The 18,740-nt window shown below is 67.3% G+C and carries 20 protein-coding genes; 14 read left to right on the forward strand and 6 right to left on the reverse strand.

From position 1 onward, the window contains the following. Positions 1-2 precede the first annotated feature (2 nt). The 7 genes from AC1DQK_RS10085 (at position 3) to AC1DQK_RS10115 (ending at position 4,711) form a co-directional block, all read left to right on the forward strand. Positions 3-869, forward strand: coding sequence for a CheR family methyltransferase (locus AC1DQK_RS10085; protein ID WP_477870002.1), 867 nt, complete (start codon positions 3-5; stop codon positions 867-869). Beyond that, the gene (locus AC1DQK_RS10090; RefSeq protein ID WP_477870004.1) at positions 866-1,891 is read left to right on the forward strand and encodes a protein-glutamate methylesterase/protein-glutamine glutaminase; all 1,026 of its coding nucleotides are present in this window, start codon (positions 866-868) and stop codon (positions 1,889-1,891) included. The genes AC1DQK_RS10085 and AC1DQK_RS10090 overlap by 4 nt, the downstream gene beginning before the upstream one ends. A gap of 89 nt (positions 1,892-1,980) precedes the next feature. Then, positions 1,981-2,442: a chemotaxis protein CheD gene (locus tag AC1DQK_RS10095; RefSeq protein WP_477870839.1), complete on the forward strand. Its 462-nt coding sequence runs from the start codon at positions 1,981-1,983 to the stop codon at positions 2,440-2,442. Between the two features lie 75 nt (positions 2,443-2,517). After that, a complete protein-coding gene (locus tag AC1DQK_RS10100) occupies positions 2,518-2,886 on the forward strand; it encodes a response regulator (RefSeq protein ID WP_477870006.1) in 369 nt (122 codons plus the stop codon). Between the two features lie 23 nt (positions 2,887-2,909). Continuing rightward, positions 2,910-3,359: a chemotaxis protein CheW gene (locus tag AC1DQK_RS10105; protein WP_477870008.1), complete on the forward strand. Its 450-nt coding sequence runs from the start codon at positions 2,910-2,912 to the stop codon at positions 3,357-3,359. Between the two features lie 22 nt (positions 3,360-3,381). Beyond that, positions 3,382-4,419, forward strand: coding sequence for a chemotaxis-specific protein-glutamate methyltransferase CheB (cheB, locus tag AC1DQK_RS10110; RefSeq protein WP_477870010.1), 1,038 nt, complete (start codon positions 3,382-3,384; stop codon positions 4,417-4,419). Between the two features lie 22 nt (positions 4,420-4,441). Then, positions 4,442-4,711: a hypothetical protein gene (locus tag AC1DQK_RS10115; RefSeq protein WP_477870012.1), complete on the forward strand. Its 270-nt coding sequence runs from the start codon at positions 4,442-4,444 to the stop codon at positions 4,709-4,711. Positions 4,712-4,862: 151 nt separating this feature from the next. On the opposite strand, the gene AC1DQK_RS10120 is transcribed toward AC1DQK_RS10115, so the two are convergent. The 5 genes from AC1DQK_RS10120 to hutI form a co-directional block, all read right to left on the reverse strand. Continuing rightward, positions 4,863-6,233 (reverse strand): methyl-accepting chemotaxis protein, encoded by a 1,371-nt coding sequence (locus tag AC1DQK_RS10120; protein ID WP_477870014.1) that lies wholly within the window; start codon positions 6,231-6,233, stop codon positions 4,863-4,865. A gap of 75 nt (positions 6,234-6,308) precedes the next feature. Further along, positions 6,309-7,976: a urocanate hydratase gene (gene hutU, locus AC1DQK_RS10125; protein WP_477870016.1), complete on the reverse strand. Its 1,668-nt coding sequence runs from the start codon at positions 7,974-7,976 to the stop codon at positions 6,309-6,311. A gap of 13 nt (positions 7,977-7,989) precedes the next feature. Beyond that, positions 7,990-8,793: an N-formylglutamate deformylase gene (hutG, locus tag AC1DQK_RS10130; RefSeq protein WP_477870018.1), complete on the reverse strand. Its 804-nt coding sequence runs from the start codon at positions 8,791-8,793 to the stop codon at positions 7,990-7,992. Continuing rightward, complete coding sequence (hutH, locus tag AC1DQK_RS10135; RefSeq protein WP_477870020.1) at positions 8,793-10,325, reverse strand: histidine ammonia-lyase; 1,533 nt, start codon at positions 10,323-10,325, stop codon at positions 8,793-8,795. The genes hutG and hutH overlap by 1 nt, the downstream gene beginning before the upstream one ends. Continuing rightward, a complete protein-coding gene (gene hutI, locus AC1DQK_RS10140; protein ID WP_477870022.1) occupies positions 10,322-11,521 on the reverse strand; it encodes an imidazolonepropionase in 1,200 nt (399 codons plus the stop codon). The genes hutH and hutI overlap by 4 nt, the downstream gene beginning before the upstream one ends. Positions 11,522-11,587: 66 nt before the next feature. Here hutI and AC1DQK_RS10145 point away from each other — a divergent pair, with 66 nt between their 5' ends. The 7 genes from AC1DQK_RS10145 (at position 11,588) to AC1DQK_RS10175 (ending at position 17,549) form a co-directional block, all read left to right on the forward strand. Then, positions 11,588-12,955 (forward strand): formimidoylglutamate deiminase, encoded by a 1,368-nt coding sequence (locus tag AC1DQK_RS10145; protein WP_477870024.1) that lies wholly within the window; start codon positions 11,588-11,590, stop codon positions 12,953-12,955. Continuing rightward, positions 12,952-13,653: a histidine utilization repressor gene (gene hutC / locus AC1DQK_RS10150; protein WP_477870026.1), complete on the forward strand. Its 702-nt coding sequence runs from the start codon at positions 12,952-12,954 to the stop codon at positions 13,651-13,653. Before AC1DQK_RS10145 ends, hutC begins: the two co-directional genes overlap by 4 nt. A 104-nt stretch (positions 13,654-13,757) precedes the next feature. Beyond that, entirely contained in the window at positions 13,758-13,973 is a 216-nt protein-coding gene (locus AC1DQK_RS10155) for a DUF559 domain-containing protein (RefSeq protein WP_477870840.1), read from the forward strand. 52 nt (positions 13,974-14,025) lie between these two features. Further along, the gene (ypfJ, locus tag AC1DQK_RS10160; RefSeq protein ID WP_477870028.1) at positions 14,026-14,892 is read left to right on the forward strand and encodes a KPN_02809 family neutral zinc metallopeptidase; all 867 of its coding nucleotides are present in this window, start codon (positions 14,026-14,028) and stop codon (positions 14,890-14,892) included. After that, the gene (locus AC1DQK_RS10165; protein ID WP_477870040.1) at positions 14,889-15,656 is read left to right on the forward strand and encodes a histidine phosphatase family protein; all 768 of its coding nucleotides are present in this window, start codon (positions 14,889-14,891) and stop codon (positions 15,654-15,656) included. The genes ypfJ and AC1DQK_RS10165 overlap by 4 nt, the downstream gene beginning before the upstream one ends. After that, positions 15,653-16,558 carry an NAD(P)H-hydrate dehydratase gene (locus AC1DQK_RS10170; protein ID WP_477870042.1) on the forward strand — a complete coding sequence of 302 codons (906 nt, stop codon included), beginning with the start codon at positions 15,653-15,655 and terminating at the stop codon, positions 16,556-16,558. Before AC1DQK_RS10165 ends, AC1DQK_RS10170 begins: the two co-directional genes overlap by 4 nt. A gap of 4 nt (positions 16,559-16,562) precedes the next feature. Beyond that, on the forward strand, positions 16,563-17,549 hold the full coding sequence (locus AC1DQK_RS10175; protein ID WP_477870044.1) for a hypothetical protein: 987 nt from the start codon (positions 16,563-16,565) through the stop codon (positions 17,547-17,549). Positions 17,550-17,575: 26 nt separating this feature from the next. Here the strand turns inward: AC1DQK_RS10175 and lldD are convergent, their stop codons facing one another. Continuing rightward, a complete protein-coding gene (gene lldD, locus AC1DQK_RS10180; protein ID WP_477870046.1) occupies positions 17,576-18,715 on the reverse strand; it encodes an FMN-dependent L-lactate dehydrogenase LldD in 1,140 nt (379 codons plus the stop codon). Between the last annotated feature and the right edge of the window lie 25 nt (positions 18,716-18,740).

An 18,740-nucleotide genomic window follows, 5' to 3' on the forward strand; every position in this document is an offset into this window, starting at 1 on the left:
GGATGAACGATCTCACCAGCAGCCGCACCTTCGAGGACGGCCAGGAATATCGGTATACCGAACAGGACTTCGAAGCGATCGCTACGATGGTGCATGCCCATGCCGGCATCTGCATGCCTGAAGGCAAGGCGATGCTGATCTATTCCCGACTGGCCAAATTCCTGCGCGAAAAGGACCTGCGCAGCTTTGCCGAATATGTAAACATCATCCGCAACGATTCGGCGGAGCGGGCGCGCGCGATCGAGGCGCTGACCACCAACCACACCAAATTCTTTCGCGAAATCCACCATTTCGATCATTTCGAGCAGCATCTGCGTCGCAGCTATGTCGATCGTCTGGCGCGTGGCGAGAGGATCAGGATCTGGTCGTCCGCGGCATCGAGCGGAGAGGAGATCTATTCGCTGGCGATGTGCCTGCTCGGCACCGACATGGCCGAAGCGCGGCGCATTTGCCAAGGCGATGTGGCCCTGCTGGCCACGGACCTCGCCGAGCATGTGCTTCGCACCGCCGAGACCGGCGTTTACCCGGCCAGTCTGAAGGGCGATATTCCCGCGCGTTATGCGCAGGCATGGACGCGATCCGAAGCGCAGCGCTTCACCATCGCACAGCCGGTTCGCAACCTGATACGCTTCCGCAGGCTCAACCTGCTGAACGCCTGGCCGATCAAGGGCCAGTTCGACCTGATCCTGTGCCGCAACGTCATGATCTATTTCGACGAACCGACCAAGGAACTGCTGCTGAAGCGCCTGGCCGACCAGCTCGTGCCCGGAGGCATTCTCTATATCGGCCATTCCGAGCGGCTGGTCGGCCCCGCCGCCCAGCACCTCGTGTCGGTGGGGCAGACCATCTACAGAAAGGGCGCAGCATGACCGTCCGTTGCCTGATCGTGGACGACTCCCCGACCATGCGCGCATTCCTGAGCGGATTGCTGCGTCACGATCCCGAGATCGAGGTGATCGGGTCCGCCGCGAGCGCCCAGTCGGCGCGCGAGATGATCCGTGAACTGAACCCGGACGTCATTACGCTCGACGTCGAAATGCCGGGAATGAACGGCCTCGACTTCCTGGAAAAGCTGATGCGGCTGCGCCCCACGCCGGTGGTGATGTGCTCGACGCTCACAACCAAGCGGGCCGAGGCGACGGTGCGCGCGCTCGAGCTGGGCGCGGTGGATTGCTATGCCAAGCCCAGCGGCGGCCTTGCCGACCTGATCGCGACCGATGATGGCGTGCTCGCGGCGATGGTCAAGGGCGCTGCCCGCGTCCGCCGCCGTTCGCTCGTCCGCGAGACGCCGACGTCGGCACCGCGCAAAAATTATCGTGCTGGCGACAAGATCATCGCGATCGGCGCGTCCACCGGTGGCGTCGAGGCGCTCATGACGGTGCTGCAGCATTTTCCCGAAAATTGCCCGCCCACGGTCGTGGTCCAACACATGCCGGCGACGTTCACCACGTCCTTCGCTGCGCGGCTCGATGCCAACTGCGCGCCGAAGGTCAGCGAGGCCGAGCCCGACGCTCCGCTGGAGCAGGGGCATGTCTATATCGCCCCGGGTGGGCTGCGCCACTTGATGGTGCGCGGCACGGTGATGCCGCACTGCTCGCTGATCGATGCAGGCACCGTCAGTGGCCACCGTCCGTCAGTGGACGTGCTGTTCCGTTCGGTTGCGCAGACGATCGGCGCACGGGCCGTCGGCGTGATCCTCACCGGCATGGGACGTGATGGGGCGGAGGGCCTGCTGGCCATGCGCCAGGCAGGAGCTCGGACTGTCGGCCAGAACGAGGCGAGCTGCGTGGTCTACGGCATGCCGCGGGTCGCCAATGAGATTGGCGCTGTCGAAGACGTTCTGCCGATCGACCGCATCGCAGGAAAGGTGCTCGACCTGTGCAGCCTCTGAGGCACGACATAAATGGGGGACTGTCCCGCGAGATACGGATCAACATCGTCCAGGGCAGCTGCCGTGTCACGGACAATGACGACGTCGTGATGTCGACCGTGTTGGGAAGCTGCGTCGCCTGCTGCCTGTTCGATCCGCTCGCGCGGGTTGGCGGCATGAACCACTTCCTGCTGGCGGAGCCGCGCGAAGGCACGGTGTGCAGCACCGCGGAGGCAGAGCGCTATGGCCTCTATGCGATGGAACTGCTGATCAACGAGATGCTCCAGGCGGGCGCGATCCGCAGCCGATTGCGGGCGCATCTCTATGGCGGCGCCAATCTTCATGCGGGGATGCAGGCGATCGGCACCAGCAATGCCGACTTCGCGCGCGCCTTCCTCCTCCGCGATGGCATCCCGCTGGCGCACAGCAACCTTGGCGGAGTGCTGGCGCGCCGCGTCGATTTCCGCGCGACGGCGGGCAAGGCCCGCTGCCGGCTGGTCGCGGCGGATGTTCCCGACGTAACGCGCGGTCCGGTCCTGCCGAGGGGAGGCGGAGCCGTTGAGCTTTTCTGAACTAAAGGTGGGTAAGCAGACTCCAGACGCCGATTGCAATAGCCGGGGCAGCGCCCTGAAACGAGGATGAAGACTATGGCCAAGACGATTTTGACGGTCGATGACTCGCCGAGCATGCGCATGCTGCTCCGGCACACCCTCGTCCAGCAGGGGCATATGGTGCATGAGGCCGTGGATGGCATCGCCGCCCTCGAGTGGCTGGCGACGAACGATCAGCCCGACCTCATGATTACGGATATCAACATGCCGCGCATGGACGGTTTCGGCCTGGTCGAGGCGGTTCGCGCCCAGCGCGGCGGCGGCGAGATGCCGATCCTGGTGCTCACGACGGAAAGCTCCGATGCCAAGAAGACCCGCGCCCGCGAAGCCGGCGCGACGGGCTGGATCGTGAAGCCCTTCGATCCGGACAAGCTCGCCTCGGCAATTCGCCGCGTCACCCTCTGATAGCCTCACCGAAAGGATAAATCATGCTCCGGCAGCTCATAACCTTCCAGATCGGCGAACAATATCTGGGCGTCGACATCATGGCGATCCGCGAGATCCGCGCATGGACGCCCACCACGCTTCTGCCCCACGTTCCCGAGCATGTTCGCGGCGTTGTGAACCTGCGCGGAACCGTTCTGCCGGTGATCGATCTGGCATCGCTGCTGGGCTGGGGCCTTACCGAGCCGACGGCGCGGCACGTCATCATCGTCGTTCGCATCGGCGGGCAGCTCCAGGGCCTGATCGTCGACTCGGTCAATGACATCGTCTCGATCGACAATGACGGCATGCAGCCGCCGCCGAACGTCGGCGACAGTGCGACCACATCCTATCTCGAAGGTATCGCTTCGGTCGAAGACCGGATGGTGATGGTCCTCGCGCTCGATCACCTGTCGCTCGAACTTGCCGGCACCGACCTCGCAGCTGCCGCCTGACCCCGTACCTAGGATTACCGAGATGACGACAGCCCGAGTTCTTATCGTGGATGACTCGCTGACCATGCGCGCCCTGTTCAGTGGCGTGCTCGAGCGCGCACGCGGCATTGAAGTGGTCGGAATGGCCGCCAATGCCGACGAAGCGCGCGAGATGATGATTCGGCTCCGGCCGAGCGTGATAACGCTGGACGTTGAAATGCCGGGGATGAGCGGCCTCGAATTCCTCGAGGAGATCATGCGCGAGCGGCCCACCCCGGTGGTGATGCTGTCAACGCTTACGCAGAAGGGCGCGGAAACATCCTTCCGCGCGCTGGAACTCGGCGCCATCGACTGCTTCCCCAAGCCCAAGAGCGCCACGCCGGACGAATTCAACGCGCTGGCTCCGAAGCTGGCGGCGCTCGTCATCGCCGCGTCCAACGGCGGCGTGAAGCAGGTCAAGCCGATCCGCCATGCGACCGAAGCCAGCTATGACTGGAATGGCAAGGTTGTCGCCATGAGCGCATCCGTCGGCGGCGTCGATGCGGCGCTGAACATGCTCCCGACCTTTCCGAAGAACTGTCCGCCGACCGTCCTGCTGCTGCAGATCGAGCCGGGCTTCGTCGATCCGCTCGTCAAGCGGCTGAAGGCATCCTGCGCGGCCCAGGTGGCGCTCGCCGAGGATGATCAGCCGCTGGTCCAGGGGACGATCTACCTCGTCACCGATCCGTCGAGCCATGCGGCGATGAGCCGATGGCCCAACCCCACGCTGCGCCTGCTGAAGTCCGATCCGATCAACGGTGCTCGACCTTCGGCCAGCCTCCTGTTTGCGACGATGGCCAAGACTGCGGGCGCGAATGCGGTTGGCGTTGTTCTGACCGGCATGGGCACCGACGGCGCTGCCGGGCTGAAGGCGCTCCGCGCTGCTGGCGGCTTCACCATGGCTCAGGACAGCGCCAGCTCGGCGGTCCACGAGGCGCCCGCCGCGGCCTGCGCCGCCGGCGGCGTCGAACGCGAGCTGCCGCTCAGCGAGATCGGCGTTGTCGCGCTCGAAACGTGCCGCCGCATCGCCGACGCCGCCTGAACCTTCAAGATCGGGAAACCAGATGCTGATCGATCACAAGGCGTTGCTGGCGATGCTGGCGAGCGAGCTGGACGATGCGCGCGCCGAGCTGGAAATGCTCGGCGTGGCGCTTTGCCAGGACGTCGCCATAACGACGGCGCACGTCGCAAAGCTGCAGGCTCTGGACCATGTCGGCCAGCGCTGCGCATCGGTGGCGGATATCCTGCGCGCGCCGGATATCCAGGCCGCCAGCGCCGCAGCGCCGTTGGAAAGCATAGCCAGTCGTCTCGAAGGTCTCACGCGGCAGGCGTGACGCCGAAACCCTGAACGACGCCGCGGGGAGGCGGCGGGACATCGCAGCGCCGCTGGTGGAGAGCAAGGAACGATTACATCGATCGGTCATTGCTCTGGATGTTTTCTAGCATTTGCGAGCCGTCAGGTGGCTTCACCTGACTTTAAATCACTCAAATTGCGATGTGCGCGGCGAATGCATGCGCAGTGTCCTTCAGCTGCTCGAGCTTGCCGTCCATGGTGCGGAATCCTGCCTCGAGCCGGTCGAAATGGGCCGCGACATTCTCGGTATCCGAGCGGATCTCTGCGACCGTTGAGGACATGGAGTCGGCAGCCATCGCCGTCTGGTCCACTGCCGCGGTAATCATGGTCACCGTGCGCGCCTGTATGTCCATCGCTCCCAGAAGCCGGCTTGCGAGGTCCTCGACTTCGCTGATCGTGTCGCGGATCGAGCCATTCGCGTCGACCGCCTGGCGGGTCGCGGTCTGGATGGAGGCGATCTTGCGGGCGATATCGTCGGTTGCGCGAGCGGTCTGGCTGGCGAGATTCTTCACCTCCTGGGCAACCACGGCGAACCCTCTGCCCGCATCGCCCGCGCGGGCAGCCTCGATCGTCGCATTCAGTGCGAGAAGATTGGTCTGACCGGCGATGTCGCGGATCAGCCCCAATATCGATTCGATGCCGAGCGCATGGTTGGTGAGTGCGTCGGAGACCGCAACGGCCTCGGCAGACTGGTCGGCCGCGCGGCTCGCAACTGTAACGGCAACATCGACCTCGTGCCGGGCGTCCTCGATCGCGCGGATCAGCCCGGCAGAGGTCTGCGCCGCATCGCGCATGGCTGCTGCCGACTGCTGAGCGGCGGACGCGACATCGCCGGTCTTGCCCAGCATCCCGCGTGCGGAGCGCGCGGCATCGAGCATCTGGTCGCGGAGCGCCCCGGAACTTTCGAGCGTCGTACCCAATATGCCGCCGACATCGTTGCGGAAGATCGTGCCAGCTTCCGCGCGCTCTTCCAGCGAACGCTGCCTGCGAAACGCGTTGATATGGGAGAGCGCAAGCTCCACCCGGATGCTGGAGAGAAGATGCCCGGTTTTCCGCGCCATCGCTACGAACTCGGGCTCATCGGAGAAATGTTCGGCGATGCGGTCGGCGATCAGCGCAGACTCGGCGGCCATATCGACCACGGCCTGAGCCAACGGAATTTTGAACTGCAGGATGACGATGCCGGCCATGCTGAGCGCGTTGATCCATTGGGCATCGATCGGATGGGAATGGATGTAGCTGCGGTTGCGAGTGACATTCTCGAGGCTCACCGAGGCTGAGACCTCCGGATCATAATTGCAGGAGCGGTAGATATCGTCCAGCTTCGGCGTCCAGTATTCCTCGACCGTCGCCAGGATGAGTTCGGATGCCCGATCCCATATCAATTCGAGTTGCTTCCCGAGAATGCCGTCGCCGTTATAGGCGGCGATGCGCTCCGCAATCTCGGCATCGCGCAGATAATTGTTTGCGGCAGCATTTTTCTGCACGGAAGACATGTCCATTGCTCTCTCCAGTCGGGAATGCCGTACCGGATCGAGGTTAATGGGCGGTTAGCTTCGCCGGGGATGCTGTGCGGTTCAGCCCAATATGCCGGGAAGATCCAGGCCCTTGCCGCGTGCGCAGTCAAGCGCGAGATCGTAGCCGGCATCGGCGTGGCGCATCACGCCGCTCGCAGGATCGTTCCACAGGACCCTCTCGATCCGTCTGGCCGCGGCATCGGTACCGTCGGCCACGATCACCATCCCCGCATGTTGCGAATAGCCCATGCCGACGCCGCCGCCATGATGGAGCGATACCCAGGTCGCGCCGCTCGCGGTGTTGAGCAGCGCATTGAGCAGCGGCCAGTCGGAGACGGCATCGCTCCCGTCCCGCATCGCCTCGGTCTCCCGATTGGGGCTCGCTACCGAGCCGGAGTCGAGATGATCGCGCCCGATCACCACCGGCGCCTTCAGCTCGCCGCTCGCCACCATCGTGTTGAAGGCGAGGCCGAGCCGGTGGCGGTCGCCCAGGCCAACCCAGCAGATCCGAGCCGGCAAGCCCTGGAACCGGATCTTCTCGCGAGCCATGTCGAGCCAGCGGTGGAGGTGCATATCGTCGGGCACTAGCTCCTTCACCTTGGCGTCGGTGCGGTAGATGTCCTCGGGATCGCCCGACAGCGCGGCCCAGCGGAATGGCCCGACGCCGCGGCAGAACAGCGGTCGGATGTAGGCGGGGACGAAGCCGGGGAAATCGAACGCATTGGCCACGCCCTCGTCCTTGGCAACCTGGCGGATGTTGTTGCCATAGTCGACGGTCGGCACGCCGGCGGCCTGGAAATCGAGCATCGCCCGGACATGGACCGCCATCGATGCCCTTGCGGCGGCGGCAACCTTGCCCGGCTCGCGCTCGCGCTGGTCGACCCATTCCGCCACCGTCCAGCCGATCGGCAGATAACCGTTGACCGGATCATGCGCCGATGTCTGGTCGGTCAGCAGGTCGGGCCGGATGCCGCGCCGGTACATCTCGGGCAGCAGCTCCGCGGCGTTGCCGAGCAGTCCCACCGAGACCGGCGTCTTTGCCGCGCAGCTCTGCTCGATCATCGCCATCGCTTCGTCGATCGTGGCAGCGGCGCGATCGAGATAGCCGGTGCGCAGCCGCATCTCGATCCGGCTCGGCTGGCACTCGATCGCGAGGCAGGATGCGCCGGCCATCACGCTGGCCAGCGGTTGCGCGCCGCCCATGCCGCCGAGCCCGGCAGTCAGCAGCCAGCGGCCGGCAAGATCGCCGCCATAATGCTGGCGGCCCATCTCGACGAACGTCTCGTAGGTGCCCTGCACGATCCCCTGCGTGCCGATGTAGACCCAGCTGCCGGCGGTCATCTGGCCGTACATCGCAAGGCCCTTGCGATCGAGTTCGGTGAAATGTTCCCAGGTCGCCCATTTGGGGACGAGATTGGAATTGGCGATCAGGACCCGCGGCGCATCCGCATGGGTGCGGAACACGCCGACCGGCTTGCCGGACTGGATCAGCAGGGTCTCGTCATCTTCGAGCCGCCGCAGGGTCTCGACGATCTTGTCATAGCTCTCCCAGTCGCGGGCGGCGCGGCCGATGCCGCCATAGACCACCAACTCCTCCGGCCGTTCGGCGACATCTGGGTGGAGGTTGTTCATCAGCATGCGCAGCGGCGCCTCGGTCAGCCAGGATCGCGCGCTCAGCATGGTGCCGGTGGCGGGCCTGATCACGCGGCTATTGTCGAGGCGGGTCACGATCGGTCCTTTCTCAGGCGCGGGCGAAGGCGATGCACGATGCGAGGATCTTGCGGAGGTCGGAGAACAGCGGGCTCGAGCGGTCGAGCGGCGCCGGCCAGTTTTCAGGGGCTATCCGCGCGGGTTCGGCCAGATAGCCGCGCATCGCGAGCTCCATCTGGATCGCATGGATGCCATCTGCCGGCCGGCCGTAATGGCGGGTCGTCCATCCGCCGCGGAACCGTCCGTCGAGGACATGGCTGCGCCCGCTCGCCGCGGCGAGGTCCACTACCGCGCGGGTCAGCGCCGCATCGCAGGTGATGCCATGGTTGGTGCCGATGTTGAATAGCGGCAGCACCCCGTCGAACAGGCGCGGCACCCGGCTGGGGATGGAATGGGCGTCGTAGAGCACGACCTTGCCATGCGCAGCGCGAAGCCGTTCGAGTTCGCCCGCGAGGGCCGCATGATAGGGATCGAACCAGGTCGCGCGGCGGCGCTCGATCTCGGCGGCATCGGGCGGATCGCCGCGATAGAGCGGTTCTCCTTCGAAGGTGGTGCTCGGGCAGAGTTCGGTCGTGGTCTGGCCCGGATAGAGCGATGCACCCGAAGGATCGCGGTTCACGTCGATCACGCTGCGCGACATGCGGGTGCGGATGGTGGTCGCGCCAAGCTCGGCGGCGAAGTCGTAGACCTGGTCGATCCACCAGTCGGCATCCTTGCGCGCGAGCCAGGGGGAGACGAAGCGGTCTTCCAGCTCGGGCGGGATTTCGGTGCCGCTATGGGGGAAGCCGACGACGAGCGGCGCATTCCCGCGGCGGATCTCGAGCCACCCGGTCATTATTGCGTCACCCCCGGTAGCGTCATGCCGATGGCCTCCACCAGCGAACCCGATCCGATGATGGCTTTGGCGGCTTCGATGTCCGGATGGAAATGCCGGTCATGGTCGAGCGTCGGCACCTCGCTCCGCAGCCGCGCCCGCGCCGCCTCCAGCGCCTCGCTCGACCGCAGCGGCGCGTGGAAATCGCATCCCTGTGCCGCGGCGAGCAGCTCGATGCCGATGATCGCGCCGCAATTCGCCGTCATCTCCAGCAGCCGGCGCGCACCATGCGCCGCCATCGACACATGATCCTCCTGGTTGGCCGAGGTCGGGATCGAGTCCACACTCGCCGGCGTCGCCCGCTGCTTGTTCTCCGAGACGAGCGACGCAGCCGTCACCTGCGGGATCATGAAGCCCGAGTTCAGGCCCGGCTGCGGCGTCAGGAAGGCGGGCAGGCCCGATAGCGCCGGATCGACCAGCATCGCGACCCGACGCTCGCTGATCGAGCCGATCTCGCAGATGGCCAGCGCGATCATGTCGGCTGCGAACGCCACCGGCTCGGCATGGAAGTTGCCGCCCGACAGCGCCTCGTCACTCTCGGGGAAGATCAACGGATTGTCCGAAACGCCGTTGGCCTCGATGCCGAGCGTCGCCGCCGCCTGGCGTAGCAGGTCGAGCACCGCACCCATCACCTGCGGCTGGCAGCGCAGGCAATAGGGATCCTGCACCCGTGCGTCGTCGACGAGGTGGCTGGCGCGGATTGCCGATCCGGTCATCAGCCGGCGCAGCGCCTCGGCGGTCTCGATCTGGCCAGGCTGGCGGCGCAGCCGGTGGATGCGCGGGTCGAACGGCGTGTCTGATCCTTTCGCCGCCTCGGTGGCGAGCGCGCCGGTGATCAGCGCCGACTGGAACAGCCGCTCGGTTTCGAACAGCCCGGCCAGCGCATAGGCCGTCGAGAACTGCGTGCCGTTGAGCAGCGCCAGCCCCTCCTTCGGGCCGAGCGTCAGCGGCGTCAGGCCGGCTCTTGCCAGGGCGCCCTCCGCCGTCAGCCGTTGACCGGCAACCTCGATATGGCCGACGCCGATCATGGCCGCGGCCATGTGCGCCAGCGGGGCAAGATCGCCGCTGGCGCCCACCGAGCCCTGGGCGGGGATGATGGGCGTCAGCCCTGCGAGCAGCATCGCTTCGAGCAGCTTGACCGTCTCGGGCCTCACCCCCGAAGCGCCCTGGGCAAGGCTGGCGAGCTTGAGCGCCATCATCAGCCGGACCACCGATGCCGGCGTCGCGGCGCCGGTACCCGCCGCATGGCTGAGCACGATGTTGCGCTGGAGCGTCGCCAGGTCCTCGTCGCCGATCTTGACGCTCGCCAGTTTTCCGAAGCCGGTGTTGAGGCCGTAGACCGGCTTGTGCCGGGTGATGATGCGGCCGACCGCCGCGGCGCTTGCGGCGATCACGGGCGCGCACGCGGGATCGAGGCGCGGGACTGCGCCGCGATACAGGGCGCGCCAGTCTGCGAGCGGCACCTCGGCAGGGTTGAGGACGATCCCGGTCATTGGCCTTTCCAGATGCGGGCATGCAGCGGATTATGCCCCATGCGATAGACGAGTTCGGCGGGGCGCTCGATGTTCCAGATCGCGAGGTCGCAGCTCTTGCCCGCCTCCAGCGTGCCGGTCTCGCGCACCAGGCCAAGCGCCCGGGCGGCGTTGCGGGTGACGCCGGCAAGGCATTCGTCGACGGTCAGGCGGAAGAGGGTCGCGCCCATGTTCATCGCCAGCAGGAGCGAGGTCAGCGGCGAGGTCCCCGGATTGCTGTCGGTCGCGAGCGCCATCGGCACGCCGGCGGCGCGCAACGCAGCGATCGGCGGGAGTCGGGTCTCGTGCATGAAGTACCAGGCACCGGGAAGCAGCGTCGCGACCGTGCCGGCCTGCGCCATGGCTGCCACGCCTTCGTCATCGAGATGCTCGAGATGATCGGCCGACAGCGCGCCGGCCTCGGCCGCAAGCGCCGCGCCGCGCAGGTTCGAAAGCTGCTCGGCGTGCAGCTTGACCGGCAGCCCCGCTGCCTTGGCCGCGTCGAACACATGGCAGGTCTGTGCGGGCGAGAAGCCAATGGTTTCGCAAAAGGCGTCGACCGCGTCCGCCAGCCCCGCACCGGCGACAGCGGGGATCATCTCGTCGCAGACGAGGCGCACATAGCCGTCGCGGTCACCGGCATATTCGGGCGGTAGCGCATGCGCGCCGAGCAGGGTGGTGCAGACCCGGACCGGGCGAAGCCGGCCCAGCCGCCGCGCAGCGCGCAGCATCTTGAGTTCGTCCGCGGTGCGGAGACCATAGCCCGACTTGATCTCGATCGTGGTGACGCCCTCGGCGATCAGCGCGTCCAGGCGGGGCAACGCGCTCGCGACGAGATCGTCTTCGCTGGCCGCGCGAGTGGCCTTCATCGTCGACACTATCCCGCCCCCGGCGCGGGCGATCTCCTCATAGGAGGCGCCTTGAAGCCGCAGCTCGAACTCGTGCGCGCGATCGCCGGCATGGACGAGGTGGGTGTGGCAGTCGATCAGCCCCGGCGTGATCCAGCGCCCGTCGCAGGAGCTGGTTTCGCAAGGCTCGAAGCGCGGCGCGTCGGCGGCAGGGCCGGCGTAGAGAATGCGTCCTTCGCGCGCGGCGACGACGCCATGATCCACGAGCCCGACAGCGTCTTCCGCCATCGTCGCCAGCCGCGCGTCCGTCCACAGCCTGTCGCATCGCATGCCCGAGTCTCCGCGTCGCATCATTGCACGGACGCCCCGATAATGTATAGACATTATAAGGGCTGGATGATGGGCGCAGATGGCATGCGGACGTTCCACTTCGAACAGGTGCTGCTGCCGGACGGCTGGGCGCGGGGCGTGCGGTTATCCGTCGCCAACGGCATCGTGGTGGCGATCGCCAAAAATACCGCGCACGAGGAGGGCGACGAGCGCCACGCGGTGGCGCTGCCGGGATTGCCCAATCTTCACAGCCACGCCTTCCAGCGCGGCATGGCCGGGCTGGCCGAGAAGGGCGGCCGCTCCACCGACAGCTTCTGGACCTGGCGCGAGGCGATGTACCAATTCGTCGATCGGCTGACGCCGGACCATCTGCGCGCCATCGCCGCGCTGGCCTATGCCGAGATGCTCGAATGCGGCTTCACGCGTGTCGGCGAGTTCCATTATCTCCATCACGACCGCGATGGGCGGCCTTACGCCGATCCGCGCGCGATGAGCCTCGCCATCTTCGAGGCCGCCGCCGAAACCGGGATCGCGCTGACCCACCTCCCGGTCTTTTATGCGCATGCCGGCTTCGGCGGCGCTGCGCCTGGGGACACGCAACGCCGTTTCGTCCATGATCTCGACGGCTATGCGGACCTGCTCGAAGGCCTGAAGGGGCCGCTGTCGAGCCTGCCCGACGGCGTGCTCGGCGTCGCGCCGCACAGCCTGCGCGCGGTCACTCCCGATGAGTTGGGGGCGGTTGTCCAACTGTCGAGCGGCCCGATCCATATCCACGCGGCAGAGCAGAGCAGGGAGGTCGAGGATTGCCTCGCATGGTGCGGCGCGCGGCCGGTCGAGTGGCTGCTCGACCGGATGGGTGTCGACGCCAGCTGGTGCCTGATCCACGCGACGCACATGACCGACCAGGAAGCGCGGCGGCTCGGCGCAAGCGGCGCGGTCGCGGGATTGTGCCCGATCACCGAGGCCAATCTGGGCGACGGCATCTTTCCCGCCGCGCCCTTCCTCGCCGCTGGAGGCGCCTATGGCATCGGATCGGACTCGAACGTGCTGGTTGACGTGACCGAGGAACTGCGCCTGCTCGAATATGGCCAGCGGCTCATGGCGCGCGGCCGCAACATGATGACGCCGCCGGGCGGCTCCACCGGGGCGGCGCTCTACCGGGCCGCGCTGGCGGGCGGGAAGCGTGCGCTGGGCGCGCCCGCGGAGCTCACGGTCGGCGCGCCGGCCGATTTCCTGACCCTCCACGAGGACCATCCCTCGCTGGCCGGCCGCAAGGGCGATGCGCTGCTCGACGCGCTGATCTTCGCCGCCGGACGCACTGCCATCGCCGGCCTGTGGCGGCGCGGACGCCGGCGCGTGACGGACGGGCGGCATATCGACCGGGACGCGATCACCCGGCGCTACCGCGCCGTCCTGGCGGAACTGCTCGGATGAAGCCGCCGCCGCTGCACGACCGCATCCGCCAGGATATCGAGGGCAGGATCATGTCGGGTGTGTGGGAGGCGGGCCATCGCCTTCCGGTCGAACAGCAGCTGATGCTCGAATATGGCTGCTCGCGGATGACCGTGAACAAGGCGCTCGCGGGGCTGGTCGAGCAGGGCCTGCTCGACCGCCGCAAGCGCGCGGGCACCTTCGTGGCGGCGCGGCCGGTGCATCGGGCGGCGCTCGAAGTCCCGGAAATCTCGGCCGAGATACGGATGCAGGGCAAGGCCTATAGACTCGGCCTGATCGCGCGGGTCGAGCGCGATGCCGATAGCAGCGACCGCGAGTTGCTGGCCATGGCGGGTGGCCGGGTGCTTTCGCTGAGATGCCTTCATCGCGCCGACGACAGGCCTTTCGCGCTGGAGGAGCGGCTTATCAACCTCGAACAGGTCCCCGCCGCCCGCGAGGTGGACTTCGCGCAAGAGAGCCCGGGCGCCTGGCTGCTCGCGCATGTTCCCTGGACCGACGCCCGCCACCGTTTCCGCGCCATCGCCGCGAAGCGCCCGGTGGCCGAAAGACTCGGGATCGCGGTCGGCGGCGTGTGCCTGTCGATCGAGCGCTGGACCTGGCGAACCGACGAGCGGATCACCTATGTCCGCCAGATCTATCCGGGCGAACGCTACGAGCTGATGGCGAGTTTTCTGGCGTGACGGTCGACAGCGAACGTCGAGAATACTCCCCAGGAAGGGGAGGGGGACCGGCGAAGCCGGTGGAGGGGTAGTCGCCTCATGTTGCACGGCCCCTCGCGATCGAAATCGATGGTGAGGCGCATGGGCGGGGAGACCGGCCAGGCAGGGATGCGCGCCGTGATGAATGGCTGCGATCACAGGGGGTCAATGTCTGTCGGATATCTGCTGCGGATGTCCTTGCCGACATGGAAAGCGCGGAGCGGCACATCGTCCGTGCCGCGCGTGGAGAACACCCCTCCACCAGCTGCGCTGGTCCCCCTCCCCCTCCGGGTGAGGATTGAGGCGGCGCAACCATAACCTCCTCGGCGCATTCTCTCCGAAGTGGAGAATGACATGCGGCTCGATGACGAAAGGGAAAGCTCCAACTACGAGATCCGCTCGGGCGGCGGGCGTGGCTTCGGGCTGCCGATGGGAATACCGCTCGGGCGGGGCGGGCTGGGCTGCGGCTCGCTGCTGCTGATCGGGATCATCTCGCTGATATTCGGGATCAATCCTCTGTCGCTGATCGGCGTGGCGCAGGACGGCGCGCCGGTCGTCCAACAGGGGGAGCCCGGGGCGGCGCCCGGCGAGAAGACCGCGATCCAGAGCACGTCGCTCAAGATCCTCGGATCGACCGAGCGGGTGTGGGGCGATCTGTTCGCGCGGCAGGGTGGCGAGTACACGCCGACCACACTGGTCTTCTATCCGGGCCGAACCCAGTCCGGCTGCGGCGCCGCGCAGTCGTCGGCCGGCCCCTTCTATTGCCCGACCGACAAGCGGGTCTATCTCGACACCAGCTTCTTCGAGGAGCTGGCGACGCGGTTCGGCGCACCCGGCGATTTCGCCCAGGCCTATGTGATCGCGCATGAGGTCGGCCATCATGTCCAGGATATCGAGGGCACGCTCGACAAGGTGCACGGCGCGCAGGAGCGGATGAGCGAAGCGCAGGCCAATGCGCTGCAGGTCAAGGTCGAGCTGCAGGCAGACTGCTATGCCGGCGTCTGGGCGGCGAACGACAAGAACCTGCTCGAGCCCGGCGATGCCGAAGAGGGCCTGCGCGGCGCCGCCGCCGTGGGCGACGATACGCTGCAGAAGGCGAGCCAGGGTTCCGTCGTGCCCGAGTCCTTCACCCATGGCAGCGCGGCGGAGCGCCAGAAGTGGCTCCAGGTCGGCCTGTCGACCGGCGATCCGGCACGCTGCGACACGTTCGGCGCGCGATGATGCGGCAGCGCTGGCCCGCTCGCCTGTGGATCATCCGCCATGGCCAGAGCGCCGGCAATGTCGCGCGCGATGCCGCGCAGCAAGCATCGCTCGATCGGATCGCAATCACCGGCCGGGACGTCGACGTGCCGCTCAGCCCGCTCGGCGAGCAGCAGGCCGACGCGCTCGGCCACTGGTTTTCCGGGAATGACGAAGGCGCCAGGCCCGACATCCTGTTGTCGTCTCCCTATCGCCGTTCGCTGCAGACCGCCCGCCGCTTCCGCGATGCCGGCGGGGCCGCGCCGGACGAGGTGATCTGCATGGACGAGCGCCTACGCGAGAAGGAGTTCGGCATCCTCGACGGGCTGACGACCAGCGGCATTGCCAACAGCTTCCCCGACCAGGCCGGCTTTCGCGCGGTGCTCGGGAAATTCTACCATCGGCCGCCCGGCGGGGAAAGCTGGTGCGACGTGATCCTGCGGCTGCGCTCGCTGCTCGATACCGTCTCGCTCCATTATGCCGAGCGGCGGGTGATGATCTTCGCGCACCAGGTGGTGGTGCTATGCCTGCGCTACATCATCGAGAATCTCGACGAGGAAGGGATATTGGCGATCGATCGCGCTGCCGATGTCGCGAACTGCTCGGTCACCGAATATGCCTTCGATCCGCAGGCCGGGAAGGACGGCAACCTGGTGATGGTCCGCTACAACGCCACGGCGCCGATGGAGGACGAACATGCGCCGGTCACCCGCGCGCCCGACCAGATAGTGGCGGCGCGCGGATGAGCAATATAGTATCGCTGGACGGGGCTTGGCGCGCTGCGCATCCGCTGCCCGGCCATCGCCAGGCCACCGACAAGAATGCGCGCGGGCGCGTGCTGCTGGTGGGCGGCAGCAGGTTCGTGCCGGGCGCGCTCGGCCTGACCGGCGAAGCGGTGTTGCGCGCGGGCGCGGGCAAGCTGCAGATCGCCACGGTGGATGTTGCGGCGATGCAGCTGGGCGTGCTGGTGCCGGAGGCGGCGATGATCGGCCTGCCGACCGATGAGGACGGTGAGATCGCTCCCGACGCTGCGGCGAGCCTCGTCGACGCGGCGCGCTATTGCGATACGCTGCTGCTTGGCCCGGGCATGGTCAGCCAGTCGAGCGCACGCGCCCTGATCGAGGGGCTCTTCGCCGAATTGCGCGACGACCAGATCGCGATCCTCGATGCGGCAGCCATCGCCTGCGCTGCCGACCTTCGCGAGATCGTCGCTGCGCGCAACGGACGCGTGATCATGACTCCGCATCATGGCGAGATGGGCCGGCTGACCGGCTGCGAGCCCGAGCAGATCGCCGCCGACCCGGTGGGGAGCGCGATTGCTGCGGCACGAGAGTTCGGCGCGCTGATCGTGCTGAAGGCGAGCGAAACGATCATCGCCGCGCCCGATGGCGGAGCGCTGCTCTACGACAGCGACTGCGTCGGCCTTGCCACCGGCGGTTCGGGCGACGTGCTGGCCGGCATCATGGCCGGCCTCGCCGCACGCGGGGCCGATCCGGTGACCGCCGCAGGCTGGGGCGTGTGGCTGCACGGCGAGGCGGGGCAGGCGGCGGCGGCGCGGATCGGCCCGATCGGCTTTCTTGCCCGCGAGCTGCCCGGCGAGGTGCCGAGGCTGATGGCGTCCGCCGACGACGGGCGAGACCGAGGATAATGCCGTGCGCCCGCTGGTTCATATCGGCGTCCACAAGACCGGGACCAGTTGGTTCCAGAAGCGGATCTATCCACGGCTGACGACGCACCGGCTGATCGATCGCCGGGCGATCCGCGTCGCCTTGATGTGCCGCGACGCCTTCGATTTCGATCCGGCGGCGGCGCGCGTTGCGCTGGCTCTCGACCAGCCGGGCAAGCCCGCCATCCTGTGCGAGGAGGATCTGTCCGGGATCCTCCACCAGGGCCTGTCGTCGACCTATGTCGCCAAGGAAATGGCGAGGCGGCTGCACGCGACCCTGCCCGAAGCGAATATCCTGATCTTCGTCCGGGCGCAGCCGACGGCGGCGCTGTCCTGGTACCATCAATATGTCCGCGAGGGCGGCACCGCGTCGCTGCGCCGCTATCTCCTCCCCCAGCGCTATCGATTCCTGGGCAAGGACCGGCCGTTCAAGATTCCCTGCTTCGATTTCGCGCAACTCGACTATCGCGGTCTGGTCGAGACATATGACGAGCTCTACGGGCGCGAACATGTCACCGTGCTGCCTTTTGAGGCGCTGGCGCGGGACCGGGCGGCGGTGCTGGCGCGGGTGGGGGCCTTGCTGGGGACCGATCTGCCCGATCCCGGCGGCGAGCGGGTGAACAGCGCCTACCGCGTCGTCCTGCTGCCGCTGCTGCGCCTGGCCAACCTATTCACTGCGCGGTCGCTGCTCTACAAGCGATGGCTGGTCCATATTCCCTATTGGTATGCGGCGCGGAAATGGCTGTTCCGGCAGCTCAACCGGTCTCCTCTGTTCGGCCCGGCGCCGCGGCCCGCCGCCGGCCTGGACGGCGAATTGCGGCGCTGGGTCGCAGCACGCTTTTCGCGATCGAACCGCTGGCTGGAGCAGCGCATGGCCTGCGACCTGCGCAGCCTGGGCTATCCGCTGGATCCCCCGCAGGGGCCGGTGGACAGCCCGGCTGCGCCGCGATGGCTGACCTGGACGCGGCAATGAAATCGTGGTCTCGGATGGCCGATGGTTCAGGCCAGGATAGTGCGATCGATCGCGGCGATCGACGTCGCGCCGGTCAGCGCCATCGCCACCCGCATCTCGGCTTCGATCAGCGCCAGCAGATGCGCAACGCCGCGCTGTCCGCCGCCCGCGAGCGCATAGGCCCAGGCGCGGCCGAGCAGCACGCCGCGCGCTCCGAGCGCGAGCATCCGCACCACATCGAGCCCCGAGCGGACCCCCCCATCGACAAGGATGGAGATGTCGTCGCCCACCGCATCGACGATCGGCGGCAGCGCGCGGACGGACGACAGCACCCCGTCGAGCTGCCGCCCGCCATGATTGGAGACGATGAGCCCGTCGGCGCCGCTGCGCACCGCCTCGCGTGCGTCCTCCGGATCGAGAATCCCCTTCAGGATTAACGGTCCCTTCCATTCGGACCGGATGAACTCGAGATCGCGCCAGTGGATCGCCGGATCGAAGTTGGCGCGCAGCCAGGCGAAGAAATCCTCGATGCCGCTCTTCCTGCCGAGCAGCGGTGCGACGTTGCCGAGCTGGTGCGGGCGGCCCATCATGCCGACATCCCAGGCCCAGCGCGGATGCATCGCCCCCTGGCACAGCCGGCGGAGCTGCCCGCGAAGCCCGGCCGCGCCGGCAAGGCCGCTATGATAATCGCGGTAGCGCGAACCCGGCACCGGCATGTCGATCGTGAACAGCAAGGCCGAGCAGCCGGCCGATGCCGCCTGCGCGAGCAGGTCACGCATGAAGCCGCGATCGCGGATCATGTAGAGCTGGAACCAGATCGGTCGCGCTACGCTGCGCGTCACTTCGTCGAGGGGGCAGGCGGAAACGGTGGACAGGGTGAAGGGGATGCCGGCGGCCTCGGCGGCGCGCGCGGCCTGGACCTCGCCGCGCCGCGCCGTCAACCCGGCCAGCCCGATCGGCGCGAGGGCCACGGGCATGGCAAGCTTCTGCCCGAACAAGGTGGTATCGAGATCGAGCCGGGAAACGTCGCGCAACACCCGCTGGCGCAGCGCGACGTCCTCCAGATCGGCGACGTTGCGCCGCAGCGTCACCTCGGCATAGGAGCCGCCATCGATATAGTCGAACAGGAACCGCGGCAGCCGTCGCCGCGCCAGTTCGCGATAGTCGATCGCCGAGGCTGCGATCATGGCCGTGCTGCGCCCGTCATCGGGC

It is taken from the genome of Rhizorhabdus sp. P4_G5, assembly GCF_056401065.1.

Excerpts from the sequence above, each read along its gene's own strand:
- AC1DQK_RS10085 (WP_477870002.1), top strand. The coding sequence starts at position 3 with ATGAACGATCTCACCAGCAGCCGCACCTTCGAGGACGGCCAGGAATAT.
- AC1DQK_RS10090 (WP_477870004.1), top strand. The coding sequence starts at position 866 with ATGACCGTCCGTTGCCTGATCGTGGACGACTCCCCGACCATGCGCGCA.
- AC1DQK_RS10095 (WP_477870839.1), top strand. The coding sequence starts at position 1,981 with ATGTCGACCGTGTTGGGAAGCTGCGTCGCCTGCTGCCTGTTCGATCCG.
- AC1DQK_RS10100 (WP_477870006.1), top strand. The coding sequence starts at position 2,518 with ATGGCCAAGACGATTTTGACGGTCGATGACTCGCCGAGCATGCGCATG.
- AC1DQK_RS10105 (WP_477870008.1), top strand. The coding sequence starts at position 2,910 with ATGCTCCGGCAGCTCATAACCTTCCAGATCGGCGAACAATATCTGGGC.
- cheB (WP_477870010.1), top strand. The coding sequence starts at position 3,382 with ATGACGACAGCCCGAGTTCTTATCGTGGATGACTCGCTGACCATGCGC.
- AC1DQK_RS10115 (WP_477870012.1), top strand. The coding sequence starts at position 4,442 with ATGCTGATCGATCACAAGGCGTTGCTGGCGATGCTGGCGAGCGAGCTG.
- AC1DQK_RS10120 (WP_477870014.1), bottom strand. The coding sequence starts at position 6,233 with ATGGACATGTCTTCCGTGCAGAAAAATGCTGCCGCAAACAATTATCTG.
- hutG (WP_477870018.1), bottom strand. The coding sequence starts at position 8,793 with ATGACCGGGTGGCTCGAGATCCGCCGCGGGAATGCGCCGCTCGTCGTC.
- hutH (WP_477870020.1), bottom strand. The coding sequence starts at position 10,325 with ATGACCGGGATCGTCCTCAACCCTGCCGAGGTGCCGCTCGCAGACTGG.
- hutI (WP_477870022.1), bottom strand. The coding sequence starts at position 11,521 with ATGCGATGCGACAGGCTGTGGACGGACGCGCGGCTGGCGACGATGGCG.
- AC1DQK_RS10145 (WP_477870024.1), top strand. The coding sequence starts at position 11,588 with ATGATGGGCGCAGATGGCATGCGGACGTTCCACTTCGAACAGGTGCTG.
- hutC (WP_477870026.1), top strand. The coding sequence starts at position 12,952 with ATGAAGCCGCCGCCGCTGCACGACCGCATCCGCCAGGATATCGAGGGC.
- ypfJ (WP_477870028.1), top strand. The coding sequence starts at position 14,026 with ATGCGGCTCGATGACGAAAGGGAAAGCTCCAACTACGAGATCCGCTCG.
- AC1DQK_RS10165 (WP_477870040.1), top strand. The coding sequence starts at position 14,889 with ATGATGCGGCAGCGCTGGCCCGCTCGCCTGTGGATCATCCGCCATGGC.
- AC1DQK_RS10170 (WP_477870042.1), top strand. The coding sequence starts at position 15,653 with ATGAGCAATATAGTATCGCTGGACGGGGCTTGGCGCGCTGCGCATCCG.
- lldD (WP_477870046.1), bottom strand. The coding sequence starts at position 18,715 with ATGATCGCAGCCTCGGCGATCGACTATCGCGAACTGGCGCGGCGACGG.